Annotated in this window: 17 protein-coding genes; 6 read left to right on the forward strand and 11 right to left on the reverse strand. The window is 58.0% G+C overall.

Annotation, left to right across the window (positions count from 1 at the left end; all coding sequences use genetic code 11):
• The first annotated feature begins 187 nt into the window (after positions 1 to 187).
• Positions 188 to 1,573: a DEAD/DEAH box helicase gene (locus GSVR_RS11270; RefSeq protein WP_173200521.1), complete on the forward strand. Its 1,386-nt coding sequence runs from the start codon at positions 188 to 190 to the stop codon at positions 1,571 to 1,573.
• A gap of 2 nt (positions 1,574 to 1,575) precedes the next feature.
• Here GSVR_RS11270 and GSVR_RS11275 read toward each other — a convergent pair whose 3' ends face one another.
• Complete coding sequence (locus tag GSVR_RS11275) at positions 1,576 to 2,007, reverse strand: archease (protein ID WP_173200519.1); 432 nt, start codon at positions 2,005 to 2,007, stop codon at positions 1,576 to 1,578.
• 30 nt (positions 2,008 to 2,037) lie between these two features.
• Positions 2,038 to 3,495 carry an RtcB family protein gene (locus GSVR_RS11280; RefSeq protein ID WP_173200518.1) on the reverse strand — a complete coding sequence of 486 codons (1,458 nt, stop codon included), beginning with the start codon at positions 3,493 to 3,495 and terminating at the stop codon, positions 2,038 to 2,040.
• A 224-nt stretch (positions 3,496 to 3,719) separates the two neighbouring features.
• On the opposite strand from GSVR_RS11280, the gene GSVR_RS11285 reads away from it, so the two are divergent.
• Together GSVR_RS11285 and GSVR_RS11290 are read left to right on the forward strand one after the other, a co-directional pair.
• Positions 3,720 to 5,486: a DUF4388 domain-containing protein gene (locus GSVR_RS11285; RefSeq protein WP_173200516.1), complete on the forward strand. Its 1,767-nt coding sequence runs from the start codon at positions 3,720 to 3,722 to the stop codon at positions 5,484 to 5,486.
• Between the two features lie 30 nt (positions 5,487 to 5,516).
• Complete coding sequence (locus tag GSVR_RS11290) at positions 5,517 to 6,584, forward strand: type IV pilus twitching motility protein PilT (protein WP_173200514.1); 1,068 nt, start codon at positions 5,517 to 5,519, stop codon at positions 6,582 to 6,584.
• Positions 6,585 to 6,678: 94 nt separating this feature from the next.
• On the opposite strand, the gene GSVR_RS11295 is transcribed toward GSVR_RS11290, so the two are convergent.
• The 3 genes from GSVR_RS11295 to GSVR_RS11305 all read right to left on the reverse strand — a co-directional run bounded on the left by GSVR_RS11295 (position 6,679) and on the right by GSVR_RS11305 (position 7,800).
• Positions 6,679 to 7,002 carry a lipid asymmetry maintenance protein MlaB gene (locus GSVR_RS11295; protein ID WP_173200512.1) on the reverse strand — a complete coding sequence of 108 codons (324 nt, stop codon included), beginning with the start codon at positions 7,000 to 7,002 and terminating at the stop codon, positions 6,679 to 6,681.
• A 33-nt stretch (positions 7,003 to 7,035) separates the two neighbouring features.
• On the reverse strand, positions 7,036 to 7,230 hold the full coding sequence (locus GSVR_RS11300; protein ID WP_173200510.1) for an SAP domain-containing protein: 195 nt from the start codon (positions 7,228 to 7,230) through the stop codon (positions 7,036 to 7,038).
• Between the two features lie 261 nt (positions 7,231 to 7,491).
• On the reverse strand, positions 7,492 to 7,800 hold the full coding sequence (locus tag GSVR_RS11305) for a hypothetical protein (protein WP_173200508.1): 309 nt from the start codon (positions 7,798 to 7,800) through the stop codon (positions 7,492 to 7,494).
• Positions 7,801 to 7,925: 125 nt separating this feature from the next.
• On the opposite strand from GSVR_RS11305, the gene GSVR_RS11310 reads away from it, so the two are divergent.
• Positions 7,926 to 8,357, forward strand: a complete 432-nt coding sequence (locus tag GSVR_RS11310) for a GSU0071 family protein (protein ID WP_173200506.1) — start codon at positions 7,926 to 7,928, stop codon at positions 8,355 to 8,357.
• 6 nt (positions 8,358 to 8,363) lie between these two features.
• On the opposite strand, the gene GSVR_RS11315 is transcribed toward GSVR_RS11310, so the two are convergent.
• The 4 genes from GSVR_RS11315 to GSVR_RS11330 form a co-directional block, all read right to left on the reverse strand.
• Positions 8,364 to 8,783: a hypothetical protein gene (locus tag GSVR_RS11315; RefSeq protein WP_173200504.1), complete on the reverse strand. Its 420-nt coding sequence runs from the start codon at positions 8,781 to 8,783 to the stop codon at positions 8,364 to 8,366.
• A gap of 23 nt (positions 8,784 to 8,806) precedes the next feature.
• A complete protein-coding gene (locus GSVR_RS11320; RefSeq protein ID WP_173200658.1) occupies positions 8,807 to 9,202 on the reverse strand; it encodes a DUF309 domain-containing protein in 396 nt (131 codons plus the stop codon).
• Positions 9,203 to 9,324: 122 nt separating this feature from the next.
• Complete coding sequence (lhgO, locus tag GSVR_RS11325) at positions 9,325 to 10,530, reverse strand: L-2-hydroxyglutarate oxidase (protein WP_173200502.1); 1,206 nt, start codon at positions 10,528 to 10,530, stop codon at positions 9,325 to 9,327.
• A 257-nt stretch (positions 10,531 to 10,787) separates the two neighbouring features.
• The gene (locus tag GSVR_RS11330) at positions 10,788 to 11,201 is read right to left on the reverse strand and encodes a bacteriohemerythrin (RefSeq protein WP_173200500.1); all 414 of its coding nucleotides are present in this window, start codon (positions 11,199 to 11,201) and stop codon (positions 10,788 to 10,790) included.
• A 358-nt stretch (positions 11,202 to 11,559) separates the two neighbouring features.
• Here GSVR_RS11330 and GSVR_RS11335 point away from each other — a divergent pair, with 358 nt between their 5' ends.
• Complete coding sequence (locus GSVR_RS11335; RefSeq protein WP_173200499.1) at positions 11,560 to 12,888, forward strand: hypothetical protein; 1,329 nt, start codon at positions 11,560 to 11,562, stop codon at positions 12,886 to 12,888.
• A 211-nt stretch (positions 12,889 to 13,099) separates the two neighbouring features.
• Positions 13,100 to 14,800, forward strand: coding sequence for a methyl-accepting chemotaxis protein (locus GSVR_RS11340; RefSeq protein WP_173200497.1), 1,701 nt, complete (start codon positions 13,100 to 13,102; stop codon positions 14,798 to 14,800).
• A 152-nt stretch (positions 14,801 to 14,952) separates the two neighbouring features.
• Here the strand turns inward: GSVR_RS11340 and acnB are convergent, their stop codons facing one another.
• On the reverse strand, positions 14,953 to 17,493 hold the full coding sequence (gene acnB, locus GSVR_RS11345; protein ID WP_173200495.1) for a bifunctional aconitate hydratase 2/2-methylisocitrate dehydratase: 2,541 nt from the start codon (positions 17,491 to 17,493) through the stop codon (positions 14,953 to 14,955).
• 152 nt (positions 17,494 to 17,645) lie between these two features.
• Positions 17,646 to 18,449 (reverse strand): AmmeMemoRadiSam system protein B, encoded by an 804-nt coding sequence (amrB, locus tag GSVR_RS11350; RefSeq protein WP_173200493.1) that lies wholly within the window; start codon positions 18,447 to 18,449, stop codon positions 17,646 to 17,648.
• Positions 18,450 to 18,481 lie beyond the last annotated feature (32 nt).

Below are 18,481 nucleotides of genomic sequence, written 5' to 3' on the forward strand. Positions count from 1 at the left end.
AGGTATCCTTGGGGTAAAGTTTCAACATACTAAAAGATTAAAATGTGATTTGTCAACCTTTCTGGCCGTACCACCAGCGGCAAAAAGCGGCTGCCGGAAGGTTTCCATTGCCAGATAAGTACCCTGCGGTATATGGTATACCCTGATGTCTTCAATACATACCGTTACGCACCTATTCGAGGAATAAATGAAATTTGATGCTCTTATGCTGCCCGAGTCGCTCCGGAGAGGAATCGCCGAAGCCGGGTTTATTGAATGTACACCGATTCAGCAGAGTACCCTGCCGATTTCGCTGACGGGCAAAGATGTGGCCGGCCAAGCCCAGACCGGCACCGGCAAGACAGCCGCCTTCCTGGTGACCCTGTTTTCCCGGTTGCTGTCCGGCACCGGCAACACCGGCGGCCATCCCCGTGCCCTGATCCTGGCCCCCACCCGCGAGCTGGTGGTGCAGATCGAGCAGGATGCCCAGCTCCTGGGCAAGTATTGCGGTCTCACCATCCAGGCCATCTACGGCGGCGTGGATTACATGAAGCAGCGCGACGCCCTTCGGGAGGGAGCCGACGTGGTGATCGGCACGCCGGGGCGATTGATCGACTATCTCAAGCAGAAAGTCTACAGTCTCAAGCAGATCGAAATGCTGGTGATCGACGAGGCCGATCGCATGTTCGATATGGGATTCATTGCGGATCTGCGCTTCATTCTGCGCCGCCTGCCCCCGTTCGACAAGCGCCAGAACCTGATGTTTTCGGCCACACTCAATCAGCGCGTCATGGAGTTGGCGTACGAATTCATGAACATGCCCGAAAAGGTGTCGGTGACCCCTGAAAAAATGACCGCCGAAAGAATCGAGCAGGTCATCTACCACGTCTCCCGCAAGGAGAAATTCCCGCTCCTGCTCGGACTGTTGCGGCGCGACGGCATGGCGCGCACCATGATATTCATCAATACCAAGCGCGAGGGGGAGTACCTGCACGATCGCCTGAACGCCAACGGCTTTCCCTGCCGCATTATTTCGGGCGATGTCGAACAGAAGAAACGCCTGCGTATCCTGGAGGATTTCAAAGAGGGCAAGCTGCCGATTCTGATCGCCACCGATGTCGCTTCACGCGGCCTGCACATCGACGGCGTTTCGCACGTCATCAATTACGATTTACCCCAGGATTGCGAGGACTACGTCCATCGGATCGGCCGGACCGCGCGAGCCGGAGCCGAAGGCAAGGCGATCTCCCTGGCGGACGAGGATGGCGCCTTTTACCTGGAAGCCATCGAAGGCTACATCCGGCACAAGATCCCGGCCGAATGGGCCGAGGACGACCTGTTTGTGCACGACTTCATCCGGGTGGCCAAGCCGGAACGCAAAAAGGAATTTCCCAGGGAACGCGCCGGCGAAAAACGCTCCGGCAGCAGGACCCGCAAAAAGCCCTCTGAAAAGAAAGCGGCCGCCGTACAACCTGCAACACCTGACCAGGCTGCTGCTCCCCCTGTAACGGGTGAGCCTGCCAAAAAGAAACGCAGGCGCAGAAGAAAACCTGCAGGCGCAGGTACTCCCCCTACGGAAAACTCGGCGGAATAATCTCAAATATCCAGAACGACCGTCGCCTTCCAGATGGTGCCGTCAAAAGCCACCCCGAACCGGTGAAGCGTAACCGCTTTTACGTCCACCAGCAGCGGATGCCGGTCATAGTCGATCTCTTCCCCCCGTGCAACCGCTTCGAGCTGAAAGCTGCCATCTCGTTCGGTTATCTGCAGCCTGTCCGCATGCAGCAGCAGTCTGCGGGCATCCTTGTAGAAGACCAGCTCCGCCAGAAATGCATACAGCAGCAGATCCAGCTCCTCGTGGGAAACTGCGATAGGCTGCTCCAGCAACGGTTTTACCAGCTGCGGATCATGGACCATGGTGGCCAGCAGCGCAGCCGCCGAAGAGATGAACATCTCCTCTTTTGTCCCGCCCCATGCCTCAAAGGCCACGTCGGCTGTCACCAAGTCTTCAAGAAATCGATACGGCATGCTGATTCCCTTCGGGAGCAGGCTGTTGTATCAGCCCTTGATATTTCCGATCGGCACCAGTTTGACCACCCGCCGGCTGAGTCCCGCCTCCTCGGTGGCCGCTGTGACCAGATCGATGTCCTTGTAGGCGAACCCCGCCTCCTCGGCCAGGCCGCCGTACGAATCGCTGCGAACGTAGATGCCGCGCTGCTCCATCTCTCCCAGAAGTTTCTGTCCCTTGACCATCTTCCTGGCCTGATGACGGCTCATGGTGCGGCCGCTGCCGTGGGCGGTGGTGCAGAACGTGGCCTCGGCACCTTTTTCCCCTGCCAGAAGGTAGGACCCCGTCTCCATACTGCCGCCGATGATCACCGGCTGGCCCGTCTCCTGATAACATTCGGGAATGCCGGCCATGCCGGGGCCGAAAGAACGGGTGGCTCCCTTGCGGTGCACCAGCACTTCCCGTCTTTGCCCTTCGATCTGATGGGTTTCCAGCTTGGCGGTGTTATGGGCCACGTCATAGACCATGCGCATGCCTAGATCTTCGGGCGATCTATGAAAGACCCGCGAGAAGACCTCCCGCAGGCGGTGCAGGATCACCTGGCGGTTGGCGAATCCCATATTCACGGCGCATTTCATCGCGGCGAAATAGGCCTGCCCTTCGGGGGAACGGAACGGGGCGCAGGAGAGCTCGCGGTCGTGGATCCTGATGCCGTACTTGGTGGTCATGACCCTGAGAAAGGTCTGCAGATAATCGGTAGCCACCTGATGCCCGAAGCCGCGGCTGCCGCAGTGGAACATGACCACCACCTGGTTCGGGATGGTAATGCCGAAAGCCTCGGCGGTTTTCCTGTCGTAGATGTTCTCTGGCCTGACCACCTGTATCTCGCAGTAATGGTTGCCCGACCCCAAGGTACCGATCTGGTCGTATCCCCGCTCGATAGCCTTCTCGCTCACCGCATCCGCATTGGCCCCGCCGAAACAGCCGTGTTCTTCGGTCATCTCCAGATCTTCAGGCCAGGCATATCCTTTGTCGAGACACCAGCGTGATCCCTGTTCGATGACCGTGCGGAATTCGGTGCGGGAACAGCGCACAAACCCGGTACAGCCAACTCCGGTGGGAATGCGGGTAAACATCAGGTCCACCAGCTGCCGGAGATGGGGGGTAACCTGTTCCTCGGTCAGATTTGTCAGCACCAGCCGCATGCCGCAATTGATGTCAAAACCGATCCCGCCGGGGGAGATTACCCCGGTGTTGGGATCCATGGCCGCCACGCCGCCGATGGGAAAGCCGTAGCCCCAGTGTCCATCCGGCATGCAGTAGGAATACCTGAGGATGCCGGGCAGACAGGCCACGTTGGCGGTCTGCTCGAACACCCCCGCTTCCATTGCCTCCAGAAGCGCTTCAGTGGCTATGATCCTGCCCGGAACCCGCATGCCCTCCTTGTAGGAAACGGGAAGTTCCCACACGGTGGGGGAGATCCGGCGAAGCTGGTGAGGAACCGGCATGCAACAATCCTCCGGAAGAAGTCGTTGTTTTCTTAGACTATAGCATACCGGCAATTCACTGCAGAGCACAACAGGCGTATGGGGCCGCCCATCAGTCGCTCGGATCCGAATGCTGTGTGCATTCACAAACACGCGCACTGTCGGCGTTTCTAAAAATTAAATGCTTGATCATTCACCTTTTTGTATGATTTTATCGGATAAAACCACGTGAGAGGCTGGTGTCCATGTCCTTTGCAGGCGACCTGGAACATTTTCCGATAATCGATATCATTCAACTGCTGCACTCCACCAGAAAGACCGGCACCCTTCGCCTGAACGGCCCCGGCGGAGAAAGCCAGCTGGCCTTCAGCGATGGGTACATCGTCAGCGCCAATCATGCAAATAACCACATTCGCATCGGCCAGATCCTGGTGGAAATGAACGCTGTCAGCCGTGAAGACCTGGACCGGGCCGTCGGGCTGCAACAGAGCGCCGGAAACCGGCGCAAACCGTTGATAGCCACCCTGATCGAAAGCGGTCTGCTCGGGAAGGAGGCTGCCTTTTCAGGCCTGGCAACACTGATCGAAATGACCATCGTCGATATCCTCACCTGGAGCGAAGGAAGTTTCGCCCTTGATGTCACCTCCACGGTCATCAGCGACGAATACCGCTATTTCCCCGAAACCCTCAGGCAGGAGATCCATCTCAATACGCAGAATGTACTGATGGATGCGCTCCGTATCTATGACGAGAAGATGCACGACGGCACCCTTGCCTCCGGTGCTTTCCCGTGCGAATCCGACGGAACTCCTTTTGATGAAACCCAGCCGTGGCAGATTACGGTGGACGATCTGGGACTTGAGGCGCTCGATTCTGTCGAGAAAAAGATACCGGATCATTTCGGCGGTCTGAAGGATCACGACGGTACCGAGAACCACCGCCGTAAGATAAAGGCCGTGCAGGGTCTGGCGGATGCGGAACAGGAAAAGCTGCTTTCCTTTCTGACGGAACTGTCTGCCGTGCCCGTTGCAGGCGGGGGGCGCCTGCCGAGTTCCGGAGGCGCTGCGCTGGCAGTGATCGTTTACAGCCGGGACGAGTTTCTCCGGCACATCGTGTTCACCGTTTGCAAGGCTGAAAATGTGCTGTTCGTTTCCGCCGAGGATGAAGAGAGCCTCGATCACCTCCTGGAACAGACACTTTCCCGGGAGCTGGTGCCGCTGCTGGTTTTCGATGCCCCGCAGCAATCCCCCTCCCCCTTTTCGGAAGATGCGCTTGCGCAGTTGATGCTCCGGGAAATGGAGAACCATCCTCAGGCCTCGATCGTCCAACTGGTAGCCCAGCGCGATTTCGATTTTTCGCTGCGTGCCTTGCAGGAAGGAGCACGGTACGTCCTTTCCCGTCCCGATCCCTTTGAACGCCGTGACTCCTTTGCCGATGACACCATCAAATTTCTGAAGGCCTTCCAGGCTTACATCGAAAGATCATTGAACGCATCCAATCACCTGATGCTGCGCCTTTTCAAGGAATCCATCCACAAACTCGGAGAAGCGCGTGAAATTCCCGAGGTTGCCTTCATTCCCCTGCAATTTGCATCTGCCATGTTCCGGCGCTGCATCACCTTTGTCGTCGGCACATCCGAACTGGTTGCGGAAAAGAGCTTCGGTATCGCACAGGATACAGGTTCCGGGGCAAGCGCCCCGCTCCTCTTCCGAATTCCGCTGACGCATCCTTCGGTTTTTCAGGACGTCATCCGCAGCGGCCGCTTGCATGCCGGTCCGGCCGACGATCCCTTTTTGCGCAACCATCTGTTCGACAAAATCGGCGAACCGGCCGATCCGGCAATACTGCTGATGCCGATAAAAACCTTCGGCAGGACAATAGCCGTGATTTACGCTGATTCCGGCATCAAGACCGGCTGGCCCGCACAGATCGACCTGCTCGATATTGTGGCGCGTCACGCCGGGCTGGTGCTGGACAACAACCTGTACCGAAAAAAGCACCCGGACACCTGACCTGTCATCTCTCCAACAAGAAGGACCGCTATGGACGCGAACATCCTCAATCAGATTCTCGAAATCGCCTTTCAGAAAAAGGTTTCGGATCTTCACTTCGAAGTCGACAACCCCCCTTTTTTTCGGGGACGGGGCCAGCTTATCCGTTCAAAGATGCCGAATCTTACCCCGAAGGATACGGAATTCATTGCGGCCACCATTCTCGCGTACAACAACCGCCAACTCAGTGACGACCTGAAAGAGCTGGACGCCTCCTACGCGCTGGCCAGCGGCGGACGGTTCCGGGTCAGCATCTTTCGCCAGCGCGGACACTTCGGCATCATCATGCGCGTCATCCCCCCCCATATCGGCACCTTCCAGGATCTGAACCTGCCCCCCGTGCTGGCCGAGATCGCCCAAGCCCCCAACGGGCTGATACTGGTGACCGGCCCCACCGGCAACGGCAAATCGACCACCCTGGCCTCCATGCTGAGATTCCTCAATGAAAACCAGAGTTACAACATCATCACGATTGAAGACCCGATCGAGTTTCTGTTCACGTCGCTGAAGAGCTGCATCATCCAGAGGGAAGTCGGCATCGACACCCACTGCTTCAATACCGCCCTGAAAGCGGCACTGCGGATGGACCCGGATGTCATCATGGTCGGCGAAATGCGTGACCGCGAAACGATCGACTCCTGCATCAAGGCAGCTGAAACCGGGCATCTGGTTCTGTCGACCCTGCACACCCAGGGTGCCGTTTCCACGATCAACCGCATCATCGGCAACTTCCCCCCGGAATCGCAGGAGATCGTCCGCCAGCGACTGGCCGACGTCCTGGTTGCAATCGTTTCGCTGCGACTGGTGAAGGATAAATCAGGTGAAGGTATCCTGCCGGTCGTGGAAATCATGCGCTCCACCACCACGATCATGTCCTGCATCCGCGAGGGGCGGCTCGATGAGATCGAAAAACATATCGAGAACGGCAGCTCCCAGTATCGCATGCAGAGCCTGGACCAGCATCTTCTGGCGCTCTACAGGCAGGGCAGGATATCGATCGAAGATGCGAAGCGGCTGACGCACTCCATGGACTTCGAGCGCAAACTGATGTTCGATTGACATGCGGCATCAGACGCAGCGAGAGCCCGCTTCACACCGGGCTCTCGTATCACGGCCGCTTGAAATTCTTTCCTGTGATTTGGATCGGGATGGCCTATGCGGCCAATGGCAGATGCTGCGTCTCGAAAATGGTATGAAGCCCCATGCGGACGAGCATTTCCCTCATCGCAGCGGAAATGTTGGTGAGTTTGGTACGGAAACCTTTGAGGTTCATGCACTGCAGCCACACGTACAGCAACTGCAGCCCGCTCACATCTATCTTTTCAATGCCGCTGCAGTCGATGTTAACCACAAGCCCCTGCAGGACAACCTCGGATTGCTGTGTCGAGAATTCCATCAGAGAGTTCGCCCGCTGGGTAATAGTCGAAATCGTCCAATCACCCTCAAGATGCGTTGAAATCTCTTCCTTCATCTTCATACGTTCTCCTTTGATTTTTTAAGATGTTTTTCGCTACTGGGCCTGCTGTTTTCTGCAGTCCTCCCGCCACAGGCAATCGGTTTGGCCGCAACCGCTGACGGCAGGTGTGCCGAAACACTCCTGATAACCTTCGCTGTGCTGGATCAGCCTTACCAGGTCTATCTTTTTCAAACTTCCGGGACTCAGCAGATGCGCCAGGGCCATCTTTTTGATTTCAACCATATTCATGAAAGCAACCTCCTGAAAATGCTCGATCACGGGGATCGGTATATTCTCAGCAGAAAATATGCCAGTCGTTCCGGCGGCCGTAATGCCGTGAAAAACCAAATGAACGGCCGATAGGGGATCAGTTGCCGCCCGGCATTTTTTTGCCGGGCGGACACCGGAATACGGCCCATCTGCTTACTTTGAAAGAGGGGTAATTTTTTTGGGAGGGGTAATTTTTTGAAGAACCACGAAAGAACAGCAGGATATGTACAGCACGTTTTTTTACAGCAGGGATACCTCGCTGACCCGGACAATCAGGACCTCCTGCCTGAACAGGCTGGCCAGTTTTTCACGGTATGCCCGCCACCAGTCGCGATCGAGCTGCCCGACCATGACTTCGTAAATCACGATGTCATCATGAATAGTCATGCTGCTGCTTTCCTTCCATAAGCCTTTGGCCGGCGAACGGACGTAGGTGGTGATACCGCCGTACAGTTCTGTCAGTTCGTCGCGCACCCGTTCGTATTCATGCGGCGGAAACGGTTTTCCATCATTATCCAGCAGCGGCAGCAGGATCTGGATGAGATACATCGGCGCTCCTTTTCGAAGGTGATTTACCGACCGTCAATGCCTGCAATTCCCTTTGTGATATACTTGAGAATGGCAGGGCAATCACTTTCGGTGTACCGGTTCGATGTTCGGTACGGGGGTATGTCATGACAGCAGCAAAGATCGATGAGGCTATCGAGTGTTACATGAAGGAGCGCAAAAAAAGTGAGCGCAAGGCCGCCGAGACGAGGTTTCTGAGCTATGCCTACCTTTGCGGTACGAGCGACACCGCTGCCTTCATGCAAAGAACACGCAGCCTGATCTGTTACTATATCGATTTCCTGTCCGTGCTGGAAAATCCGATGCGCGGACCGCAGGCAGCATGGCTGGCATTGATGATGCTGATCGGAGCCTTCGGGTGCTACCTGCTGGCTGACGGAAAAATGAGCATCGGGCTGTTTATCATCGCAGGGATGCTGGTCAACGGTATCTCCCTTGGCCGTGCAGTCATTGCAAAATGGATTCAGACCTCCATCACGATTGCTCTCTACCAGGAGATCATCGAACTGATCGACAGGACCCTGCCGGGCGAATGTTGAGCGCCTCTACAGGTGGAGCTCCGGCTTGATGTTGCCGGACATGAAACTGGTGGCGATGCGCCAGCCCCTGTTCCCGACCAGCACCGGCTGCAGCCGGTTGTCGATATAACCGATCAGACTGGCATGGACCGGCAGCTCCGTGGCGATCCTGACGATGCGGAAGCTCACCAGGTCGCCCACGTCCGGATGCGCCGGCGCATCGGCCAGGGTGCATCCCCAGATTTCGAGAGGTTCCTGTTGACTCGCCAGATGCAGCAGAAAACAGCGTTCACCCGCGCTGCCGCGGTGTCCCTCTTCCAGCACCAGCGCCGGGATTCTGGCATTGATGAGCAGAGGATATCCGCAGGTACAGGCATGGGCGAACGCGGAAGCATTGTCCGGAAATTCCAGCACCGCTGTATCTTTCCTGCGTAACCAGTTGAACATGCACGGCCACCGTTTCCAAAGCCTTACGTCAGTGAAGTATCCGTCAGGCGCAGCCGGGGAATCAATTCCGCAGGCAGCTCCGACATCCGTTCCCGCCCCAGTTGGCCCAAGGTTTCCCTGACCTTGTCGCTCTCCGCGATCAGGGCGGCTACATCGATCCTCTGGCAGACGCCGGAAACACGTCTCAAGTAACGGGCACCCCCTTCGAGAAGGCTGACCGCACCGCCAAAGTTCCCGTTGCGCCAATGATGGAGGGCCACCGCGATCTGTAAAATCCCCTGATAGAAATCACGCAACTCCCCCTGTTCACCCACCCACAGCTCCTCAAGGGTTTCGTGACACTCGAACCAGCAGCCGCGATTAAACTCACCGAGGGCCTGCAGCAACAGGCGTGACGGCGATGAACTGCACTCCGGCATGAGCGCTCTCACCTCTTCTCTTTCCCACAGATTATATCCCCCTTGCGCCAAATGAAAACAGGCCGGCGGTATGGGGATGAAGCGCCGGAGCTGCGTCTCCGAAAACGGATATGCCTCCCCTCTTACAACGCAAAATTTTCCGCAGCGTGATCGGCTATTGTCCGGCCGATGCTGATCGAGGCGGTCGCAGCCGGTGAAGGGGCATTCAGCACGTGAATCATGCCGGCGCCGGAGGCAATATGGAAATCGTCCAGCAGACGCCCGTCACGGTCGACCGCCTGGGCCCTGACCCCCGCCCCACCCCGCCTGATATCAGCCGGGCCCACTTCCGGAACCAGGCGCATCAGATCATTGACAAAGATACGCCTGCTAAAGGAACGGCGGTACTCCTGCACCCCCATCCGCCAGTAGCGGCGGACGAGTTTGCGGAATCCCGGAAAGCGCACCATATCCAGGGTGTCGCGCAGGGAAAAACTCAGGCGACTGTATCCCTCCCGCTTCAGGGCGAGAACCGCATTGGGACCGGCCTCCACCTCGCCGTTGATCATGCGCGTGAAGTGCACCCCCAAAAAAGGGAAGGCCGGGTCCGGTACCGGATAGATCAGGTTTCTGACCAGCATGCGGCGAGCCGCCTGGATCACGTAATATTCGCCCCGAAACGGTACGATGCGCACATCGGTCTCCACCCCGCACAGGCGCGCCAGGATATCGCTGTGCAACCCGGCGCAGTTGATCAGGTAGCGGCAGACAAGCTCGCCCCGGGACGTTCCGAGTACGAAGCCCTCCCCCTGCCGGTCGACCTGCGCCACGGCGCAGTGGGTATGCACCCGGCCTCCGCGGCTGCGGATGACGTCGGCATAGGCTTCCGTCACCAGGGGATAATCGACGATGCCGGTCTGCGGCACAAACAGGCCGGCAATCCCCGCCACATGCGGTTCGTAATGGCGCAGCCCCCGACTGTCGAGCCGCTCCAGCCCCTCCAATCCATTGTCCCTGCCCCGCTGCTCCAGCGCATCCAGCGCTGCCAGCTCGCTTTCGTCGGTAGCGACCACGACCTTGCCACAGCGTTCATGGGCAATGTTGTGCTCGGCGCAGAAGCTATACAGGGCATCCCGTCCGCTGATGCACGTGCGTGCCTTGAGCGATCCCGGCCGGTAGTAGAGGCCGGAATGGATCACACCGCTGTTGTGTCCGCTCTGATGAGAGGCGAGACATGCCTCTTTCTCGACTACAGCCACCTCCAGACCGGGGTGGCGCTCCAGCAGGGCCATGGCCGTAGCTGTTCCGACCACTCCTCCGCCGACCACGACTATATCTGTAGTACGCATATCACCTCCCCTGTCTGGAAAACCGGAGACTACAGTGGCTCCGCCATGAAACGGAGTGGGGGCTTAGAAGTCCGGTCTTAGGAGTTGTTTCAGCTGCCATTCTTTGATCAATGATAACACGAAGGGAGTATTTGGACCTGAGAGTTCCGAAGAACATATTCGGGAGCACGATCAGGAATTGGTAGGAGAAAAAGGTATTTCAGGCGCGGGAACTTCATCGGGATGTGCCGGCTTGGTGGCCGCTGAGCACACATGATCTACGGCACCTCGAACCGCTCCTTGATAAACACCACCATTTCCCGGTCGTAATTTTTAATGTGTCGGATCATCCACTGCAGGAGTTTTTTATAGACGACCAGCGAGAGCGTATGGGTTTCACCTTCCCGGTTGATTTTGGCTTCCAGATCTTTTATCTCGTTCAGGAAATCGACATGCAGATTCCTGTGTTCCTGAAGTTTGGGATAATTATGGCGTTCCATGATCTCTTCTTCAACGGGAAAATGATCTTTCAAATAGGTGTTGACGTAATCCAGCAGGTCTCTCAGGCCGTGGGTGCGGTCACCGTTAGCAAAGGACTGGGACAAGGCATTGAAGCGATCGAAAAGTTCCCTGTGCTGACTGTCGATTTCATCGATTCCAAGGGTCAGAGTGTCATCCCAGGCAAGCGACATCTTCAACTCTCCTTTTATTGCAGTAGACATGATTTGAGATTGTTTCGGTACAGCCCTCAGGCCAGCCCGGAACGGGCATATACTACGCCATCGCCATTCCCGCCTCAAGTATTTTTAGGTGTACACCTGCTTCCCCCTGCCCATTCCTCTCGATACGCTTGGCGGTTTTTCCCCGCTGCGTTCATCATTTCATCGCAATTACAACGAATTAATGTAGTTTCCCCCTCCGATGTTAGACTTTTAGGCATGGATCCCACCTGGGTGGGACAGCATCTGGTCGATTCTTACACACGTCACGGAGATACTAGGAACGGCTGCAATCGGAAGGAGGCACACCCAGGCTCGCAAAGGAGGTACCATGGACATAAAATCGAAGGTTTGTAGTGCGTTTGCTGTGGTCATGCTGTCGCTTACCGCCCTGATTGCGCTGCTTGCCGGCTGCAACGGCAGTGGCGGCGGCTCTCCGGCGTCGGCCGCTGAGAAGAAGGCCGACAGCCAGAATCAGATGGTTGTTGACGGGCAAAAGACATTCCGCTTCGACACATTCGGCGATGAGACATTCTGGGGCGACACGCTGAAACTGCACCAGGCGATCGCTGGAATTGGTCCGAAGACTGTACTTTCCCTGGGACTCAAGGTGGATGTGGAGGCACTCCCGGCTGACTTGACACAACAGATCAAGGAGGGGGACATAAATCTCGACGATCCGGCCAGTACGATTGCACTGCTCAAGCTCAATGCCGTTGTCGGTGTCACCGGTTTCTTCAATGAAGACGGCAGCCTCAGGTCAATTGGCATCCAGTGCGCCCTCTGCCACTCGACCGTTGACGATTCGTTCTCCGGCGGCATCGGCCACCGCCTGGATGGCTGGGCAAACAGGGACCTCGACATCGGGGCGATCGTGGCTCTTGCTCCGAATCTCAAACCGCTCGCAGACCTGCTGGGGAGCGATGTGCCGACAGTGAAAGCGGTCCTCAACGGGTGGGGTCCGGGAAAATTCGACGCTGAGCTGTTTCTGGACGGCAAGACTGCCAAACCGGGGGGCATGCCCGGATCATCCGCAGCGCTCATACCCCCCGCCTTCGGGTTGTCGGGAGTCAACCTTCATACCTGGACCGGATGGGGATCCGTGACCTACTGGAATGCCTTTGTGGCCAATATCGAGATGCACGGCAAAGGCACTTTCTACGATCCTCGCCTGAACGATGCGGTCAAGTTCCCGGTAGCAGCCAGGAACGGCTTCTTCAATGTGCGTCAGCCGACCCGGGAAGAGGATCTGATCACTCCGAAGCTGGCCTCCCTACACCTGTTCCAGTTGTCATTGCCGGCTCCAGCTCCGCCGGCAGGTTCTTTCGATGCAGCTGCCGCAGATCGCGGCAAGGCTCTTTTCTCGGACAAGGCCAAATGCGCCACCTGTCATGTTCCCCCGCTCTTCACCGAGCCGGGCTGGAATATGCATACCGCGGCCGAAGTGGGCATCGATGATTTCCAGGCCAAGCGCTCGCCTGACGAACGCTACCGCACTTCTCCGCTAAAGGGGCTCTGGACCCATACCAAGGGGGGATTTTATCACGACGGCAGGTTCGCCACCCTGTTGGACGTGATCAACCATTATGACAGTTTCCTGACCCTCAGGCTCTCCGATGGCGAAAAAAACGATCTTGTGGAATATCTGAAGTCGCTCTGAGCAGACTGAAACAGGCATGTAACAAAGGTCACCGATGGCGGGGTGGCCTTTGTTACATCTGCGAAAAAAAAGTAGGAGAGTAAAACAGGACTAGAACGATCTTAATTGTTGTCTACAGGGGGTGCATGCTGTATATTCCAACATCGTATTGATCCGAGCGCATGAGGAAGGATCGGCCGAAGGTTTTGACCATTTTCAAGGAGGCAATCCAATGAATGTATCCCTCTCCGGTATCAGCTTCAAGGCAAAGATCCTGCTGCTGGTGCTCACCAGCTGTTTCGTCCTCGGCGCTCCCACCGGCACCATTGCCCTGAAAGAGTTCCTCAACAGTCACCATACCTTCATGGATTCCTACCGGAAATCGCTGTTCCGCGATTTCGATACCCAGGCCAAGAGCCAGGTGGAGCTTGCCGTCAGCATCCTGCAGCGGATCAACGAGCGGCACCAGAAAGGCGAACTGTCCCTGGATGACGCCAAGACGATCGGGGCCGACGTGATCCGCAACCTGCATTTCGGGGACAACGGCTACATATGGGCGGACACCTCCGCGGGAGTCAATGTGGCGATGCTGGGCAAGGCAGAGGTGGAAGGCAAGAGCCGCATCGACATGAAGGACGTACGCGGAAAATACATGATGCAGGAAATCATCAAGAACGGCATGCAGCCCGGAGGGGGGTATACCGACTACTGGTTCCCAAAGCCGGGGAATGACCAGCCGCTGCCGAAACGGAGCTACTCCCTGTACTTCAAACCGTTCGACTGGGTCATCGGTACCGGCAACTATGTCGATGACCTGGAAGCACTGGTCAAGAAGGCTTCCGATGAAAATCGCGCTCGTATCAAGCAGGGAATTTACCTGATCCTGGGAGCCACGCTCCTCATTCTTATCATCGTCAGCCTCATGGCTGTTATGGTGACGAAACTGCTGCTCAGGAACATCGGTGCCGAACCAAAGGAGATGGAGGAGATTGCCGTCCGGGTCGCTGAAGGAGATCTGACCCTGCAGATGAAAGAAGACAGCAGCGGTATTTACGGCGCCATGCGCCGGATGGTGCACGGCCTGCGGCAGGTCATGGACAAGGTCAACCAGAGCTCCCGGGAGGTTTCCACCGCTGCGTCGCAGCTCAATTCACATGCCGAAAATACTGCCGACGGTTCGCACCGGGTGGTGGGCCAGGCGGCAGCCGTGGCCACAGCCAGCGAGGAGATGTCGGCCACCAGCTCGGATATTGCCAACAACTGCCATATGGCTGCCGAGAGTTCCAATCGGGCAAGCGTCACGGCACAGAACGGCGCGGTTATTGTCAGGGAGACCGTAGACGGCATGAACCGCATTGCCGACAAGGTGCGCAGTTCTGCCGGAGCGGTCGAACTGCTGGGCTCCCGTTCCGAACAGATCGGCAATATCGTCGGCACCATCGAGGACATTGCCGACCAGACCAACCTGCTGGCTCTCAATGCCGCCATAGAGGCTGCCCGCGCCGGAGAACAGGGGCGTGGATTCGCCGTTGTCGCCGATGAGGTCAGGGCGCTGGCCGAGCGCACCACCAAGGCTACCCGCGAGATCGGCGAGATGATCAAGAGCATCCAGAGCGATACCAGGCTGGCGGTCAAGGCAATGGAGGAAGGGGTTGTGGAGGTAGAGCGGGGAACGGTGGGGGCCGCCAAATCGGGTCAGGCGCTGGAGTCGATCCTGGAGCAGATCAACGACGTAACGCTCCAGATCAACCAGATCGCCACGGCGGCCGAGGAACAGACCGCCACCACCAGGGAGATCACCAACAACATCCACGCCATTTCCGAAACTGTCCAGATGAGCGCGGAAAGCTCCCGCGAGATCTCCGTTTCTTCCTCTCGGCTTTCCCAGCTCTCGGGCGAATTGCAGGATATGGTCCGGCGCTTCAGCCTGTAGGAGCATTTCTGGGCAAGCAGGATCAGCGGGAGCGGGAGACACCTTCCGTGTAAATGACTCCCTGAGTCACATCTCACTCCGATAAGATTTCAAAAACAAGAAGGCCCGCCGGTTAATTCCGGCGGGCCTTCTTGCATGGAAGCGGGTTTCGCTTACTTGTACTCGGGCATTTCGTCGAACTGGAGGTACTTGTAGATCTTCTCCTTGTTCGGCTCGACCTTCTCCTTGTACACCTTCAGATATTCGGCCGGGGTGGGCAGCTTGCCCAACAGCGCGGCAACCGCGCCGAGTTCTGCCGAACCGAGGAATACCTTGGCACCGTCGCCCATGCGGTCATCGAAGTTGCGGGTCGAAGTGGAGAAGACCGTGACGCCGTCGGGCACGCGGGCCTGGTTGCCCATGCAGAGCGAACAACCGGCGATCTCGATGCGGGCACCAAAGGCGCTGTAGACCGAGAAGTAGGCCTCGTCCTTGAGCTGGGTCTGGTCCATGCGGGTCGGCGGGCAGATCCAGGTGCGGACACCGGGGTTGAACTTGTTACCCCTCCAGATCTCGGCCGCGGCGCGGAAGTGGCCGATGTTGGTCATGCAGGAGCCGAGGAAGACATCCTGAATCGCGGTGCCCTTGACCTGGGACAACAGCTTGACATCGTCGGGATCGTTCGGGCAGGCCAGGATCGGCTCGGTGATCTCCTTCAGATCGATTTCTATCACGGCCGCATACTGGGCCCCTTTGTCGGCCTTCAGCAGGGTCGGCTTCTTCAGCCAGGCTTCGGCGTCCTTGATGCGCTTTTTCAGCGTATTGGGGTCGGAGTAGCCCTCGGCAATCATCTTCTTCATCAGCGCCACGTTGGATTTGAGGTAGGTGGCGACGCTCTGCTCGGAGAGCTGGATGCAGCCGGCAGCGGCAGAACGCTCGGCAGCGGCGTCGGTCAGCTCGAATGCCTGCTCTACGGTCAGGTCGGGCAGACCTTCCATCTCGAGGATGCGGCCGTTGAAGATGTTGACTTTGTTTTTCTTGGGCACGGTCAGGTGCCCCTGCTTGATAGCCCAGTAAGGGATGGCGTTGACGGCGTCACGCAGGGTGATGCCGGGGTTGAACTTGCCTTTGAAGCGTACCAGTACGCTCTCCGGCATGTCCAGCGGCATGAAGCCCATGGCGCCGGCAAAGGCCACCAGACCGGAACCGGCCGGGAAGCTGATGCCGATCGGGAAACGGGTATGGGAGTCGCCGCCGGTGCCGACCGTGTCGGGCAGGAGTAGGCGGTTCAGCCAGGAGTGGATCACGCCGTCGCCGGGACGCAGGGCAACACCGCCCCGCTCGGCAACGAAACCGGGCAGGTTCTTGTGCATCTTGACGTCGGCCGGTTTGGGATAGGCGGCAGTGTGACAGAAGGACTGCATGAACATCGGTGCCTGGAACTTGAGGCAGGCCAGTTCCTTGAGCTCGTCGGCGGTCATCGGGCCAGTGGTGTCCTGGGAACCGACCGTAGTCATCTTGGGTTCGCAGGCAGTGCCGGGCAGGATGCCGGCCACGCCGCAGGCGGCGCCCACCATCTTCTGGGCCAGGGAGTAGGCCTGCTTGGCCTTGGGCTTGGGGTTGACCGGCAGGGTGAACGCGGTGGAAGGCTTGAGACCCAGAGCCTTCCTGGCCTTGTCGGTCACGGCCCGACCGATGATCAGCGGAATGCGGCCGCCGGCGCGGAACTCGTCGGCAACGGTGTTGGGGGAGATGGTGAACTTGGAGAGCTCCTTCTTGCCTTTCTCGTCGGTAATGACCCCCTTCTTTGTGTCGATCACGATCACGTCGCCGGTCTTCATGCCGGTCACATCGGCCTTGATCGGCAGTGCGCCCGAATCCTGGGCGGTGTTGAAGAAGATCGGGGCAATGACGCCGCCGATGATCACTCCGGCAGTCTTCTTGTTGGGCACGCAGGGGATCTCTTCACCGATTGCCCACAATACGCTGTTGCAGGCCGACTTGCGGGAAGAACCGGTACCGACCACGTCGCCCACAAAGGCTACTTGGTACCCTTCCTGGCGGAACTTGGCAATGGTGGCCAGGCCGTCCTTGAAGCGGGTTTTACCCATGGCCAGTGCGTGCAGCGGAATGTCGGGACGGCTCCAGGCGTCGCCGGCCGGAGAGAAGTCGTCGGTGTTGATTTCGCCATCAACCTTGTAGACCTTGACCTTGATGGTTTCGGGCACGCCGGGACGATTGGTGAACCACTCGGCGTCAGCCCAGGATTTCAACACTTGGGCGGCAGCGGCGTTCTTGCCGCCTGCGGCCAGCTTGGCGACTTCGTCGAAAGCGTCGTACACCAGGGTAATGCCGGAAAGGGCTTTGGCGGCCTCGTCAGCCAGTTTCTTGTCTTTCAGTGCGGCAACCAGCGGTGTCACGTTATAGCCGCCGATCATGGTGCCGAGCATCTGGATGGCAGCCACCGGATCGATCAGCGGGGACTTTTTCTTGCCGGTCACGATCTCTGCCAGGAACTCGGCCTTGACCTTGGCAGCCGGATCGACACCTGGAGAAACGCGGTTCTTGATCAGGTCGAGCAGGAAGGCTTCTTTGCCTTTGGGCGGTTTTACCAGCAGCTTGCACAGGTCGGCGGTCTGCTCCGGAGTCAGGGGCAGCGCGGGAATGCCCTGCTTGGCGCGTTCGGCTTCATGTTGGAGATACGCTTCGATCATCTCAGTTCCTCCCTTGGTGTATGGTTATCCTGATTGGATTGTCCACCTTAAATGCATACTGTATACACTTTTGCGCACCACCTGTCAATTGCTTATAAGAGGTTAGAAACAGCGGATATTCGCGGGGATGAAGCTGCAGACGGCTTTCGGGTTCAGGAGACGGTCACGGCAGCGTAGCCCACCACCTGTCGGTCGTCGCCGGTAACGTCGCCGCTGGTGCCGTAGGCGATCACCTGGGCCCGGGTGGCTCCCAGCCGGGCTGCCGCTACCATCATGATCGCAGCCGGCACGACACCGCACATGGTGATGCGTTCCGTACGGCAGACGCGCAGCAGCCCTTCCGGATCGAAGGCCGTTATCCGTTCCAAAGCGAGACCGTCCTTGGCACGGGCGGAAGCCGCGGATTCGTAATGGCTCATATCGGAACTGGCAACGATCAGCACATCACCGCCAAAAGCGGTAATGGCCGAAGCCAGCCCCCTGCCGATCTCTTCGAGCACGGAAAAATCGCCATAGCCGAGGCACAGGGCAGCAATGGAGACATCAGGGCGCAGCATCTGCAAAAACGGCAGCTGCACTTCAAGCGAATGTTCCTGCCGGTGGGCCTGGGTATCGGTTTGCACCAAGGGGATGTGTTGCAGAATCAGGGCATTCAGGCGTGAGTCGAGCGGCACCGGCCCCAGGGGGGTCTGCCATTGGCCGTCGGGGAACAGGGCAGCCGGTTTTCCGGCGCCGTGATGATTGGGGCCGATGATCAGTACCGTGGCAGGAATTTCGATCCCGCCGTACACGGCGCCGGCGATGGCCCCGGAATACAGATAGCCGGCATGGGGGGCCATGATGCCCAGGACTTTGTCCGGCCGATCGGAGCGGACCAGCAGGTTTTCGAGATCGTTGCGCAGTTTTTCGGGTGTACCGGGATAGAACTGCCCGGCAACCGCCGGTGGTCGCAGCATGTCTTCCTCCGCTCGAGCTTTCGGTTCGTGTT

This window comes from Geobacter sp. SVR, from assembly GCF_016865365.1.
In the GTDB taxonomy this organism is placed as follows: Bacteria; Desulfobacterota; Desulfuromonadia; order Geobacterales; family Pseudopelobacteraceae; genus Pelotalea.